The 12,975-nt window shown below is 68.8% G+C and carries 15 protein-coding genes; 6 read left to right on the forward strand and 9 right to left on the reverse strand.

Features of this window, described 5'->3' with window-relative positions; all coding sequences use genetic code 11:
* Positions 1 to 22: 22 nt before the first annotated feature.
* From MAA8898_RS10895 to map, 4 genes are all read right to left on the reverse strand, one after another.
* A complete protein-coding gene (locus MAA8898_RS10895) occupies positions 23 to 772 on the reverse strand; it encodes a glycerophosphodiester phosphodiesterase family protein (protein ID WP_094021042.1) in 750 nt (249 codons plus the stop codon).
* Positions 772 to 1,233, reverse strand: a complete 462-nt coding sequence (locus tag MAA8898_RS10900; RefSeq protein ID WP_094021043.1) for a RidA family protein — start codon at positions 1,231 to 1,233, stop codon at positions 772 to 774. The genes MAA8898_RS10895 and MAA8898_RS10900 overlap by 1 nt, the downstream gene beginning before the upstream one ends.
* 61 nt (positions 1,234 to 1,294) lie before the next feature.
* The gene (locus MAA8898_RS10905; protein ID WP_094021044.1) at positions 1,295 to 2,485 is read right to left on the reverse strand and encodes an MFS transporter; all 1,191 of its coding nucleotides are present in this window, start codon (positions 2,483 to 2,485) and stop codon (positions 1,295 to 1,297) included.
* A gap of 13 nt (positions 2,486 to 2,498) precedes the next feature.
* Positions 2,499 to 3,308: a type I methionyl aminopeptidase gene (gene map, locus MAA8898_RS10910; RefSeq protein WP_094021045.1), complete on the reverse strand. Its 810-nt coding sequence runs from the start codon at positions 3,306 to 3,308 to the stop codon at positions 2,499 to 2,501.
* A gap of 203 nt (positions 3,309 to 3,511) precedes the next feature.
* Here map and MAA8898_RS10915 point away from each other — a divergent pair, with 203 nt between their 5' ends.
* From MAA8898_RS10915 to MAA8898_RS10925, 3 genes are all read left to right on the forward strand, one after another.
* Positions 3,512 to 4,168, forward strand: a complete 657-nt coding sequence (locus tag MAA8898_RS10915) for a hypothetical protein (RefSeq protein ID WP_094021046.1) — start codon at positions 3,512 to 3,514, stop codon at positions 4,166 to 4,168.
* A 66-nt stretch (positions 4,169 to 4,234) separates the two neighbouring features.
* Positions 4,235 to 4,894, forward strand: a complete 660-nt coding sequence (locus MAA8898_RS10920; RefSeq protein WP_094021047.1) for a histidine phosphatase family protein — start codon at positions 4,235 to 4,237, stop codon at positions 4,892 to 4,894.
* A gap of 100 nt (positions 4,895 to 4,994) precedes the next feature.
* A complete protein-coding gene (locus MAA8898_RS10925) occupies positions 4,995 to 5,465 on the forward strand; it encodes a hypothetical protein (RefSeq protein ID WP_094021048.1) in 471 nt (156 codons plus the stop codon).
* Positions 5,466 to 5,589: 124 nt separating this feature from the next.
* On the opposite strand, the gene MAA8898_RS10930 is transcribed toward MAA8898_RS10925, so the two are convergent.
* Genes MAA8898_RS10930 through MAA8898_RS10940 form a run of 3 tightly spaced genes read right to left on the reverse strand, consistent with a single transcriptional unit; the run spans position 5,590 to position 7,936 of the window.
* Positions 5,590 to 6,717 carry a CaiB/BaiF CoA transferase family protein gene (locus MAA8898_RS10930; RefSeq protein ID WP_094021049.1) on the reverse strand — a complete coding sequence of 376 codons (1,128 nt, stop codon included), beginning with the start codon at positions 6,715 to 6,717 and terminating at the stop codon, positions 5,590 to 5,592.
* The gene (locus tag MAA8898_RS10935; RefSeq protein ID WP_094021050.1) at positions 6,714 to 7,385 is read right to left on the reverse strand and encodes a DsbA family protein; all 672 of its coding nucleotides are present in this window, start codon (positions 7,383 to 7,385) and stop codon (positions 6,714 to 6,716) included. The genes MAA8898_RS10930 and MAA8898_RS10935 overlap by 4 nt, the downstream gene beginning before the upstream one ends.
* A gap of 38 nt (positions 7,386 to 7,423) precedes the next feature.
* Positions 7,424 to 7,936: a DUF721 domain-containing protein gene (locus tag MAA8898_RS10940; protein WP_094021051.1), complete on the reverse strand. Its 513-nt coding sequence runs from the start codon at positions 7,934 to 7,936 to the stop codon at positions 7,424 to 7,426.
* Between the two features lie 79 nt (positions 7,937 to 8,015).
* Here MAA8898_RS10940 and mutY point away from each other — a divergent pair, with 79 nt between their 5' ends.
* Both mutY and MAA8898_RS10950 read left to right on the forward strand, forming a co-directional pair.
* Complete coding sequence (gene mutY / locus MAA8898_RS10945) at positions 8,016 to 9,110, forward strand: A/G-specific adenine glycosylase (protein WP_245853361.1); 1,095 nt, start codon at positions 8,016 to 8,018, stop codon at positions 9,108 to 9,110.
* A 34-nt stretch (positions 9,111 to 9,144) separates the two neighbouring features.
* Complete coding sequence (locus MAA8898_RS10950; RefSeq protein WP_094021052.1) at positions 9,145 to 10,275, forward strand: alkane 1-monooxygenase; 1,131 nt, start codon at positions 9,145 to 9,147, stop codon at positions 10,273 to 10,275.
* Positions 10,276 to 10,288: 13 nt separating this feature from the next.
* Here MAA8898_RS10950 and MAA8898_RS10955 read toward each other — a convergent pair whose 3' ends face one another.
* Positions 10,289 to 11,002 carry a DUF3108 domain-containing protein gene (locus tag MAA8898_RS10955; RefSeq protein WP_176445128.1) on the reverse strand — a complete coding sequence of 238 codons (714 nt, stop codon included), beginning with the start codon at positions 11,000 to 11,002 and terminating at the stop codon, positions 10,289 to 10,291.
* A gap of 209 nt (positions 11,003 to 11,211) precedes the next feature.
* Here MAA8898_RS10955 and MAA8898_RS10960 point away from each other — a divergent pair, with 209 nt between their 5' ends.
* Positions 11,212 to 12,132, forward strand: coding sequence for a manganese-dependent inorganic pyrophosphatase (locus MAA8898_RS10960; RefSeq protein WP_094021054.1), 921 nt, complete (start codon positions 11,212 to 11,214; stop codon positions 12,130 to 12,132).
* A gap of 107 nt (positions 12,133 to 12,239) precedes the next feature.
* Here the strand turns inward: MAA8898_RS10960 and sfsA are convergent, their stop codons facing one another.
* The gene (sfsA, locus tag MAA8898_RS10965) at positions 12,240 to 12,962 is read right to left on the reverse strand and encodes a DNA/RNA nuclease SfsA (protein ID WP_094021055.1); all 723 of its coding nucleotides are present in this window, start codon (positions 12,960 to 12,962) and stop codon (positions 12,240 to 12,242) included.
* Between the last annotated feature and the right edge of the window lie 13 nt (positions 12,963 to 12,975).

The raw sequence follows: 12,975 nt of genomic DNA on the forward strand, positions 1-12,975 counted from the left end.
TCTGGCCCCCGCCGCGCGGGGTTCAAGCGGCGTAGCCTTCGAAGGTCACGTTGTCGGCGATGCGCCGCGCCTTTGCCTCGTCTGCGGGCGACCGGATCGTCCAGCACAACACATGCAGGCCCCGCGCCTTCTGCGCGGCGACCTCGGGCATGTCCAGGTCCTTGTGGTCATGGCTGATGAAGCTGGCGCCCGCCTCGGCGAGTCCCGGCATCGCCCGCAGATGGCTGCGGACCGTCGCGGGCAGGGTGGGATACTCCAGCGCCTTGAAGGCGCAGGTGGTCAGGCCGCGCGGGATGCCGGGCAGAAGCCGCGCCAGTTCCGCCATGGTATGGGGGTTGAAGGACATCACCGCCACCGGTCCGCCGTAGCCGTCCAGCGCCGCGGCCACGGCCCGCTCCAGCGTCCCCACCTTGGGGCCCATGCGGCCGTCCTGGTCCTTGATCTCGATCAGCAGGGGCACCGCGCCGTTCACGTCGCGCAGCACTTCGGTCAGGGTCGGCACGCCTTCGTGCCCGCCAAGCAGCGGCATGTCGGCCAACTCCGGGACGGTGCGCTGCTGGATCGGGCCGCGGTGGCCGGTCAGGCGCTTCATGTCATAGTCGTGAAAGACCATCGCGTGATGGTCCTTCGACATCTGGATGTCGATCTCGACGCCGTAACCGGCCGCGACGGCGGCGCGGACCGCGGCGCGCGAGTTCTCGGGGCGGCCCGGACCGTGCAGGGCGCGGTGGGCGATGGGGCGGTCCAGAAAGACCGGCGCAAGCGGAACCATCAGGCGATCTCGAAGATGCCCTCGATTTCGACCGCGACGCCCAGCGGCAGGATCGCGCCCACGGCCGAACGCGCGTGCCGGCCGGCGTCGCCGAGGATCTCGACCAGCGTGTCGGAGGCGCCGTTGATGACCTTGGGGTGATCGGTGAAATCGGGTGTCGAATTGACGAAGCCGGTCAGCTTGACCACCCGCTTGAGACGGCTGAGATCGCCGCCGCAGGCCGCCTTGACCTGCGCCAGCAGGCTCAGCGCGCAGCGCTGGGCGGCGGCGGCGCCGTCCTCGACGCTCATGTTGTCGCCCAGCCGGCCCTTGATCAGCCCCTCGGCGTTCATGCTGATCTGGCCCGAGACGTAGACCGTGCTGCCCGAGATCACGAAAGGCACGTAGTTGGCGGCGGGGGCCGGGGCGTCGGGCAGGGTCAGGCCCAGCGCGGCCAGGCGCGAGTCGATGGCGTTGGTCATGGTATGCTCCCTCGGGTTTGCGCGCAGGCTAGCGGCGGCGCGACAGGGGCGCAAGCACCGGCTAGAGGTCGCCCGCCCGCCGCCGCGCCGCGCGGTCGGACCAGATCAGCACGCCCAGTGCCGCCAGCACCACCACCGCCGCCACCGGGCCCAGCGCCAGCGGTCCGCCCGTGGCCATCACCAGGCCGCCGACGGCGGAGCCTGCCGCGATGCCGATGTAGATCGAGGCGGCGTGCAGCGCCATCAGCACCGAGCCCAGTTCCGGCGCCAGCGACACCAGGCGCAGCTGCTGCGACGGCGAGAAACACCAGCCGACAAGGGACCAGAAGAACACGAAGCCCAACAGCAGCGCGCCCGGCACCGGCAGCAGGGCGAACAGCGGCAGGCAGGCGGCTTCGACGACGCAAATCAGAACCAGGCTGCGCGCCGGGCCCAGCCGGTCGGCCATGCGCCCGCCGACGATGTTGCCGATCGGCGCGCCGATGCCGAACAGCAGCAGCGCCAGGCTGATGCCGTCGCGGCCATAGCCCATGGTCTGCGACAGCAGCGGCGGCAGGTAGGTGTAGACCACGTAGAGCGCGCCGATGAAGACCGCGGTGAACCCCACCGTCGCCAGCGCCACCGGGTCGCGCAGCACGCGCCCGAGGTCGGCCAGCGAGACCGGAGAGAACCGCAGCCCCGCGGGCACCCGCGTCCAGACCAGCCAGATGCAGGGCAGCGCCATGGTGGTGACCAGGCCAAAGACGCTGCGCCAGCCAAAGGTGTAGGCGATCCAGCTGCCCACCGGCACGCCCGCCACCTGGCTCAGCGTGATGCCCAGAAAGACCGAGGCCAGCGCCTGCCCGCGCTTGTCCGGCGGGGCCAGAGCGGCGGCGATGGCCAGCGCCACGGGCGACACCATGCCCGCCCCCGCCGCCGCCGCGATCCGCGCCGGGTAGAGCAGCCCCAGCCCCGGCGACAGCGCCGCGACCAGCGTCGCCAGCGCAAAGACCGTCAGCCCCAGCGCCAGCACCCGGCGCCGCCCGACGCTGCCGGTCAGCGCCACCAGCACCGGCGAGGTGACGGCGTAGGCCACCGAGTAGACCGTCAGCAGCGCGCCGACCGAGGTCACCGGCACGGCCAGGCCCTCGGCCATCGGCTCCAGCATCCCGACAAGCGCAAAGGCCCCCATGCCGATGACGAAGTTGCAGGTGGCAAGGATCAGGTAGAGGCCGCGCGGGTCGCTGGACGTGTCCGCGCGCACGGGGCGCATATGCGGACCGCTGTCAGTAGGTCGGGTGGAACTTGCCCGCCGGGGAGGGTGTGAAGATCTCGACCCCGTCCGCCGTCACGCCCACCGAATGTTCGAACTGCGCCGACAGCGACTTGTCCCGCGTCACGGCGGTCCAGTCATCGGCCAGCACCTTGGTTTCCGGGCGGCCCAGGTTCACCATCGGCTCGATGGTGAAGAACATGCCCGGTTCCAGCACCGGGCCGGTGCCCTGGCGGCCATAGTGCAGCACGTTGGGCGGCGCGTGGAACACCTGGCCCAGCCCGTGGCCGCAGAAATCGCGCACCACCGACATGCGGTTGGCCTCGACAAAGCTCTGGATGGCATAGCCGATGTCGCCGAAGGTGTTGCCGGGGCGGACCGCCTCGATACCCTTCATCAGGGCGTCATGCGTGACCTCGATCAGCCGCTCGGCCTTGCGCGCCAGCTTGCCCGCGACATACATCCGCGAGGTGTCGCCAAACCAGCCGTCGACGATCACCGTCACGTCGATGTTCAGGATGTCGCCGTCCTTCAGCTTCTTGTCGCCGGGGATGCCGTGACAGACGACGTGGTTGACGCTGATGCAGCTTGCGTGCTGGTAGCCCTTGTAACCGATGGTGGCCGAGGTGGCCCCCTCTTCGGCGACGCGGCGCTCGATGTAGCGGTCGATCTCGGCCGTGGTCTGACCGGGCACCACAAGCTCGGCCACCTCGTCGAGAAGTTGCGCGGCCAGCCGCCCCGCGACCCGCATGCCTTCGAAATCGGCGGGATCGTGGATGCGGATTCCGTCGCGGGTTACCCTATGGCCTGCCTTGTCTTTCACGTGTCGTCCTTCGGTGGTTTTTGGTTATTTAGCCGCCTTGCGCGGGTTTTGCCAGTAGCTGCGGCATGACGCGGGCGCCGTGCCGCCCTGCCCACGCGGCAAGACCGGACCCTGCGCCGCAGCACTGCCGGCCCTCAAACGTTTCCAGGGCGGGGCAAAGCCGCTAGGCTGACCGGAGAGATTTACAAGAGGAAGATTGTCCCATGACCCTGTTGCCGTTCCTGCGTTTTGCCGCGCTTGGCGCCAGCCTTGCCCTCGCCGCCCCCGCGCTGGCCGAGGACGCCGCCTGCCGCGCGCGCATCAAGGCGATGTTCGACGGCGGCCCGCTGGACCCCTTCGTCCGCCCGCCGCACCGCGTCACCAATACCGTGCTCAGCCCCGAAGGCGACATGCGCTACCAGTACCTGGCGATCTGGGACAGCCCGGCGCGCAGCATCGGCGGCGTGCTGGGATCGGGAACATTCGCGCTGATCGTCGAGGGCGACAGCTGGACCGGACCCGACCCCGAGGGCCCCTGGACCGCCGCCCCCAACATGCTGCCCGACGACTACGACGGCTTGCAGCGCCGCCAGCACGCCGAGTCGCGCGAGAACCTGACAGACCCCGCCTGCCTCGGCACGGTCACGGTGGACGACACCGCCTACGAGGCGGTCAGCTACGTCACCCGCACGGACCCCGACCCGGACAGCGGCGCCTGGTTCGGCGCGCGCAACACCGTCTACCTCGATCCCGAAACGCAGCGCGTCCAGCGCTGGGAGATGACCGATTTCACCAGTTCCTTTGCCCCGGAGCTGTCCAGGGACATCCACGTTCAGGTCTTTTCCTACGACGACCCGATGACCATCACGCGGCCCGAGTAGCGCCGACCGGGGGTTTCCCTCGGCGCGGCGGCGGCGTATCAGCGCCGCGCGCAGAGGAGAAACGGCATGTCGTTCATCACGCTGGTCCGCCACGGACAGGCCAATTCCAGCGCCCGCGACGAGACGGGCTATGACCGGCTGAGCGATCTCGGCTGGCAGCAATCGCGCTGGCTGGGCGGATACTTCAGCCAGACTGGCGAGAAATTCGCCCGCGTCTACCACGGCACCCTGCGCCGCCACCGCGAAACGCTGGAGGGGATCGCGCCCGCCAGCCTGACTGAGCCGGTCGAGGACGCGCGTCTCAATGAACTGGCCTATTTCCACATGGCGCAACTGCTGCACCAGCAGCACGGCATCGCCGTGCCCAACGACCGCGAAGGCTTTGTCCGCCACCTGCCGCTGCTCTACACCCACTGGCGCGAAGGGCGGCTGGAGGGCGCGCCGGAAAGCTGGGACAGCTTCGAGACCCGCGTGCGCGAGGTGCTGCACGAGATCGCCAAAGGGGACGGCCGCGCGCTGGTGGTGACCTCGGGCGGGCTGATCGGCATGGCGATGCGGCTGGTGATGCGGCTCGACCTCCAGGCCATGGCGCACGCCTGCCTGGCGGTCGAGAACAGCTCGCTCCACCGCATCCAGCCGCTGTCGACCGGCCTCGCGCTGACCCAGTTCAACGCCCTCCCCCACCTCGACACGCCCGACCGTCAACACGCCCGCAGCCACCTGTGAGGGCAAAATTTCCGACCCGGAAATTTGCAAGAATTTTGATAAAAATTCTTGCGCCCGGCCCCGGCCGGCGGTTCTGTGCAGCCAAACCGCAGGAGGACCGATGACTCGTCTCCCGACCCGCGCCAAGGCCTTCGGCCTGTGCCTAGTCCTGATCGCGCCACCCGCCTTTGCCGCCGATGTCTGCCACCAGATCGACGCCCGTGCCGGCTGGCAGGTGGCGGAGTTCCCGCCCGGCCTCGTCCAGGACATCCGCAGCACCGGTTTCTGGTCGGTCCAGCCGGGGCTGGACCCGGCGGGCACCCAGGGCCATGGCGGGTTGGACGGCAAGGGACTGGAGGACCGCCGCGAATCCCGCCCCCACCTGGAGGCTTTCTATGGCGCCCTGCTGGTGCGCTTCGAGGTGGCGGGGGCCGCGCGCACCATGGACTGGGCGCGCTTTCACGGCGCGATCCGGCAGGCCGGGACCTTCAACATGAATCTTGGCCGGATCGAATTCCGCATCAACGAGGGAGACGCCGTGCTCGACGACAACACCGGCGTCCTGACCGTCTGCTTCCGCTACGCGGACTGACCGCGCGACGAGAACGCGCTGCGCTCCGTCCAGGCTTCTTTGGTTTCAAAAATACCTCGGGGGTGAATTGGTTCCGGACAAGGTCCGGGACCAAGAGGGGGCAGCGCCCCCTCCCAACCCGCCCTCAGCCCTGCGCCGCGCCCAGCCTGGGGGCCGCCCGCTCCAGCACCAGCTCCGCGTCCGAGAATCGGAACGGCGACCGCACACCGGAAATCCCCTCGGGCGCGATCCGCAACCCGCGTGCGACGACCTGCGGATCGGCAAAGACCTCGGCCATGTCGTTGATCGGCCCGGCGGGCACGCCCTCGGCCTCGCAGGCGGCCAGCAGATCCGCCTTGGTGCGCTGCCGCGTCGCGGCCGTCAGCCGGGCGATCATCGCCTCGCGGTTGGCGATCCGGTCGGCGTTGGAGGCATAGTCCGGCGCCTCGGCCATGTCGGCCAGCCCCAGCAGGCGGCACAGGCGGCGGTACTGGCCGTCGTTGCCGGTGGCGATGATGATGTGGCCGTCGGCGCAGTCGAACACCTGGTAGGGCGTCAGGTTGGGGTGATAGTTGCCGGTCCGCCCCGGCGGCGTGCCGGTACTGAGGTAGTTCAGCGCCTGGTTCGCCATGGCCGCGACGGCGCAGTCCAGCAGCGCCATGTCGACGTGCTGGCCCTTGCCGGTCCGCTCGCGCTGGTGCAGCGCGGCGAGGATGCCGGCGACCGAGTAGAGCCCGGTGAACAGGTCGGTGATCGCCACGCCGGCGCGCTGCGGCTGGCCGTCCGGGTCGCCGGTGATCGACATGAAACCGGACATGCCCTGGATGATGTAGTCATAGCCCGCGCGGTGGGCATAGGGCCCGTCCTGGCCGAAGCCGGTGATCGAGCAGTAGATCAGCCGCGGGTTCACCTGCGACAGCGACGCGTAGTCCAGCCCGTATTTCGCCAGCCCGCCGACCTTGAAGTTCTCGATCAGGATGTCGGCCCCGGCGACCAGGTCGCGCATCCGCGCCTGGCCTTCGGCGGACGACAGGTCCACCACCTCGGAGCGTTTGCCCCGGTTGCAGGAATGGAAATAGGAGGCCGACCGGTCGCCCTCCCGTTCGATGAACGGCGGCCCCCATTGCCGGGTGTCGTCGCCCTGCGGCGCCTCGACCTTTATGACCTCGGCGCCCAGATCGGCCAGCGTCTGACCGGCCCAGGGGCCGGCCAGGATGCGTGCCAGTTCGATCACCCTGACCCCTTCGAGAGGGCCGCGCGGAGCCGAGGTCATTCCGCCAGCTTGGCGTCCAGGATGGCCGCGAATTCCTCGTAGCTCATGTTCTTGTAGGTGGTGCCGTCGATCACGAAGCTGGGGGTCGATTCGATGCCGTGCTCGGCGGCGTTGGCCTGGAACCAGGCCACCAGCGCGCCGATCTTGGCGCTGTCGCCCAGGCAGGCCTCGATCTGGTCGCCCTCCATGCCGGCCAGCCGGCCGATCTTGCGCAGTTCGTCCACGATGGCCCCGTCAGACCCGGCGCGCGCCCAGTCCTTCTGGCCCTTGTAGATCAGGTCGGTGATGCCAAAGAACTTTTCCGGACCGCCGCAGCGCGCGATGAGCGAGGCCCAGAGCCCGAACTTGTCGAAATAGACCTCGCGGTAGACAAAGCGGACCTTGCCGGTGTCGATGTAGTTTTCCGTCAGCCTGGGGATCAGGTTGGCATGGGCGGTCGCGCAATGCGGGCAGGTGTAGGAGGCGTATTCGATCACCTCGACCTTGGCGTCTTCGCTGCCCTTGACCATCTCGACGATCGACGCGGTATCGGGTTCGGCCGTCTGCGCCAGAGCCACGCCCGGCACCGCGAACTGCGACACACCCGGCGCGGACGCCTGCGTCATGTACCATGCGCCGCCGCCAATCAGGGTCAGGGCCGCCGCAGCAGCGGGAAGGATCCATTTCATGTCGTTCGCCTTTGTTACTGAATGTCGTGAACGCGGGATCACTCCCGGCGCGTCTTCGATATGACGTTTGTCGCCAGACGTTCAAGCGCCGCGCGCAGATCGGCGTCGCCGACACCCTCTGCCACGGTGCGCGCCTTGGCGACAACCTCGGGGCGCGGCGCCGTTTCGGCCCGCGCCTTGGGGCGGTGCTGAAAGTCGACCTGCCCCTCGGAAAATCCTGTCGCCGCGGTCTGCGTCACCCGCACCCGCGAAATCGCGTTATAGCCGTAGACGGCATTGATCCGCGCGCGGATCTCCTCGCGCCGCATCTCGACCACCGGGGCCATCGCGCCCGTGGTCAGCAGCGTCAGGGTGCCGCCGAAACCGCCCTTGGAATAGCTCACCTCGACCGGGCGGGCGATCCGGGCGATGTCGGCGCCGGCGATCTCGTCCCAGTGGGTCAGCACGCGGGTCTGGGCGAATCCCCGTCCCTCCGCCGCCTGGCGGATGCGTCCCTGCACCAGCTTGGACGCCTGGGAAAACCCGTATGTCGAGGTCGTGCGCCGTGCCACGTTTGACTCCCTTGCCGCGACGCTATTCTAGTGGCACCGCGGGGCGGCGCCAGCCCCCTTCCGACACGGAGTTTCACCCTTGCGTGATGAGCCGAACGACCTGCCGCGCGCCGAGGCGCTGCTTGACTGGTACGACCGCCACGCCCGCGCCCTGCCCTGGCGGGTGAGCCCGCGCGACCGCGCGCAGGGCATCCTGCCGGACCCCTACCGCGTCTGGCTGTCCGAAATCATGCTGCAACAGACCACCGTCGCCGCGGTGCGCGACTATTTCCACGCCTTCACGACGCGCTGGCCCACGATTGCGGCGCTGGCCGCCGCGCCCGATGAGGAGGTCATGGCGGCCTGGGCGGGCCTCGGCTACTACGCCCGCGCCCGCAACCTGCAGAAATGCGCCCGCGCGGTGGTCGCCGATCATGGCGGCGTCTTTCCCGACGATCACGCCACGTTGCTGACCCTGCCGGGGGTGGGGCCGTATACCGCCGCCGCGCTCTCGGCCATCGCCTTCGACGCGCCGGAAACCGTGGTCGACGGCAACGTCGAGCGGGTCATGGCGCGGATCTTCGACGACCACACGCCCCTGCCCGCCGCCAAGCCGGTGCTGACTGCCTATGCCGCGCGCCTGACACCGCAGGAGCGGCCCGGCTGCTACGCCCAGGCGGTGATGGACCTGGGCGCCACGATCTGCACGCCCAGGCGGCCCGCCTGCGGCCTCTGCCCCTGGCGTGGTGCTTGTGCTGCCTGGACCAACGGCACCGCCGCCGAGTTGCCAAAGAAGGCGCCGAAAAAGCGCAAGCCCACGCGCCTGGGCATCGCCTACCTCGCGCGCCGTGTCGATGGCGCCTGGCTGCTGGAGCGCCGCCCGGACAAGGGGCTGCTGGGCGGGATGCTGGGCTGGCCCGGCTCGGTGTGGTCCGAGGAGCCGCCCGCCGAAGACCCGCCGATCCGCGCCGAATGGAAGACGCTGAACGAGGAAGCGCGCCACACCTTCACCCATTTCCACCTGCGGCTTACGGTCAGGACCGCACTGGTGCCGATGGAGCGCACCCCCGGCCGCGGAGAATTCATCGAATCGCCCGAGTTTCGCCCCGCCGATCTGCCAACCGTGATGCGCAAGGCCTTTGACCTGGCGCATGGCGGGCGGTCCGCGCCGGTGGCAGGCTCTGGCAAACCCTGACCCCAGGCCCCCGGTCACAGTTCGGAGTCCCGCGATGATCACCGCAGCCCAGCTTTCCCGCCCCTCTGCCGCCCTGCCCTTTTACCTGTCCTACGGGCTGATTCCGCTGGTCTGGGTCGCGGCGCTGGCCGGGGGCTGGTGGGTGCTGCTGCCGATCGCCGCCACCTGGTACCTGTTCTCGGCGCTGGACGCGGTGCTGGGGCTGAACCTGGAGAACGCCGATCCCGCCACGCCCGAGGGCGACCTGCGCTGGTACAAGATCATCACCGCCGCCTGGGTGCCGCTGCAATTCGTCAACCTCTACACGCTGATCTGGTACGTCAGCGGCGCGGACCTGTCGGCGCTGGAGAAATTCGGCGTCTTTTTCGGCGTGGGCGTGATGACCGGGACGGTGGGCATCAACTACAGCCATGAGCTGATGCATCAGAAAAGCCGGGCCGAGCGATGGCTGGGCGACCTGCTGCTGGCCATGGTGCTCTATTCCCACTTCCGGTCCGAGCACCTGCTGGTACATCACCGCTACGTCGGCACCCCGCGCGACCCGGTGACGGCGCGCTACAACGAGGGCTTCCACCGCTTCTACCCGCGCGTGCTGCGCCAAAGCCTCGCATCCAGCTTTGCCGCCGAAAAGGCCATGCTGGCGCGCAGGGGGCTGCCCTGGCATCACCTGTCGAACCCGTTCTGGCGCTATTGGACGATGCAGGCGCTGATGCTGGCGCTGGCGCTGGCGGTCGGTGGCTGGGCCGGGCTGGCGCTGTTCCTGGTGCAGGCCGGGGTGGCGATCTGGCAGTTGGAGCTGGTGAACTATGTCGAACACTACGGGCTGACGCGCAAGCACCTGGGCAACGGCCAGTACGAACACGTCCTGCCGCGCCACAGCTGGAACGCGGCGCACAAGGCGTCGAACTGGCTGCTGATCAACCTGCAACGCCATTCGGACCACCACTACAAGCCCGACCGCCGCTTTCCGCTGTTGCAGAACCATTCCGAAGAGGACGCGCCGCAGCTGCCCTATGGCTACCCGGTGATGACCGTGGCGGCGATGATCCCGCCGCTGTGGAAGAAGGTGATGAACCGGCGCGTCCGGGCCTGGCGCAAGCGGTATTACCCGGAAATTACCGACTGGACACCCTACAACAAGGGCGCGACCCCTTTGCCACGGTGACGCGTGGCGCCGTTCATTCGACTGCGAGGACGGCCCGGCCGACCGGCGTCCGCAGCACCATCCGGTCGACCCTCAGCCGGCCATCCGGCAGGGCCTGGTACGTCATGTCGAACTCGGCGAACATGGTGTCGAACATCCCCTTGGGCGCCACCCCTTTCAGCCGGTTGAACGTCCCCTTGCAGGTCGGGCGGCCCGCGCGATCCGGCGCCGCCTTGACCAGCGTGAGGCGCATCAGCCGCTTGCCGTCATAGGTCGTCACGTCCAGCTTGCAGGCCTGCTCGGGCGGGATCGCGCGCAGGAGCATGTGCATTCCGGTCATCAGGTCGACGCTGCCGACCGCCTGCCGGGGATCGAGCCGATCCGGCTGGGGTGGCGTCTCGACGGTGATGTCGGGCGCTTTCCCGCGCCAGGCGATCTCGGTCACTTCGCGTTCGCCGTCGCGCAGGCTTTCCTCGCGGTATTTCGTCGGCGACACCGTCCCGCCCGAGGTCCTGCGCCCCTGGGCCCGGGCATCGAAGGACACGCTGGAGAGCAACCCGGCAAAGCCGCCCGTGGTAAAACGCATCCGTGCCGCGTAGCGCGACGGTCCGACATCGTCGGCATAGGCCAGCGTCCCCAGCTTGAGGCCGGTCAGGCGCAGGACAAGGGTGGTCTGGTCCGCAACCGCGGGGGAACAGAGCGCGCCGAGCAGCAGGATGCCGGCGATCCGGGAGAGCATGGTTTTCATCGCGGGTGACTGTCGGGGATGGCGTGACGGGATACAATCCCGGAAAGATGCCGGTGGCGGGGCCTCGGGCGGCAGACCGCTCATGGCGGGATCGCCAAGGTTTCGGGACAGGTCGCCAAGGTCGCACCCCCTGGCCTACGGGGTGACAACCCCTGCGGCGGGGGCTATGAGCGCGCGAAATCGCACTTCATCGACCCGAGAGGATTCCCATGACCACGCAGGTTTTCGGCCACAAGTCCCCCGACACCGACAGCACCGGCAGCCCGATCATCTGGGCCTGGTATCTTACCGAAGTGAAAGGCGAGGCCGCCGAGCCCGTCCTGCTGGGCGAGCCCAACACCGAGGCCGCCTTCATGCTGGACCACTGGAAGCTGGACAAGCCGGCGATCATCCAGGACGTGGCCGAGGGCGCGCCGGTGGTCATCGTCGACACCAACAACCCGGCCGAGCTGCCCGCCTCGATCAACAAGGCCGACATCCGCGGCATCATCGACCACCACAAGCTGGTCGGCGGGCTGGAAACCAAGGGGCCGATCGACATCACCGTGCGCCCGCTGGCCTGCACCGCCACCATCATGGTCGACCTGATGGGCGACGACGCCGCCGGGATGCCCGAGGCGATCAAGGGCGCGGCGCTGACCTGCATCCTGTCCGACACGCTGGAGTTCCGCTCGCCCACCACCACGGCGCATGACAAGGCCGTGGCGCAGAAGCTGGCCGCCGACCTGGGCATCGACATCCCGGCCTATGCCGCGCAGATGTTCGCCGCCAAGTCCGACGTCTCGAGTTTCTCCGATGCCGAGCTGCTGCGCATGGACTCCAAGGAATACACCGTCGACGGCAAGGAATTCCGCGTCTCCGTGCTGGAAACCACCGCGCCGCAGATGATCCTGGACCGCAAGGACAGCCTGATGGCGTCGATGGTGGACGTGGCCAAGGAAGACGGCGCCGACCAGGTGCTGCTGTTCGTGGTCGACATCCTGAACGAGCAGGCCACCCTGCTGGTGCCGAACGACCTGGTGAAGACCGTGGCCGAGAAGAGCTTTGGCGCGACTGTCTCGGGCGACACCGTGGTGCTGCCCGGCATCATGAGCCGCAAGAAGCAGATCATCCCGAACCTCAAGGTCTGAGCCGGCCTCCAGGTAGATCGAATGGACGGGGGCTTTGCCCCCGTTCTTTTTTTGCGGGGGGCGCTGCCCCCGCCCCGGATCTAGTCCGGGGCTCCCCCGAGGTATTTTCAGCCAGAAGAAGCTGAAGGCGGTTGCAGGGGAAGCGGGGCGCCGAGCGTGATCCCCTCGGGCGAGATGTGGCAGGCGAGGGCCAGGGCCTCGACGCCGCTGTCGCGCGCGGCGGCATAGCCTTGGGCGTAAGCAGGGTCGATGTCCGCCGCCAGGGTCACCGACTGGCAGTCCGTCCGCTGCACCAGGTACAGCATCACGGCGCGGTGGCCTTGCCCTGCCATCGCGGCGAGTTCGGCCAGGTGCTTGGTGCCGCGCGCGGTCACGCTGTCGGGGAATTCGGCCAGACCCGGGGTGCGCGACAACGTCACCGATTTCACCTCGACGTAGCAATCCGGCCTGCCGCCGCCCGAGAGCAGGAAATCGATGCGGCTGTTTTCGCCGTATTTCACTTCCGGGCGCACGTGGTCATAGCCGTCCAGCCCGGCGACCTGCCCCGCCGTCAGCGCCGCTTTCAGCACCCGGTTGGGCACGCCGGTGTCGACGCCGGTGAAATGCCCGCCGGGATGTTCCACCAGCCGCCAGGCCCATTTCAGCTTTTTCCTCGGATCTTCGTTCGGCTCCAGCCAGATGCGCTGGTCCTCGTCCGCCAGCCCCAGCATCGAGCCCGGGTTGGCCACGTGGGCCACCACCTCGCGCCCGTCCTCCAGCAGGCAGTCGGCGAGAAAGCGTTTGTAGCGGCGGACCAGGCGGGCCGGGACGAGAGGGGTTTGAAACTGCATGGGCCGGGCCTAT

Source organism: Antarctobacter aquimaris (assembly GCF_900184945.1).
In the GTDB taxonomy this organism is placed as follows: Bacteria; Pseudomonadota; Alphaproteobacteria; order Rhodobacterales; family Rhodobacteraceae; genus Maliponia; species Maliponia aquimaris.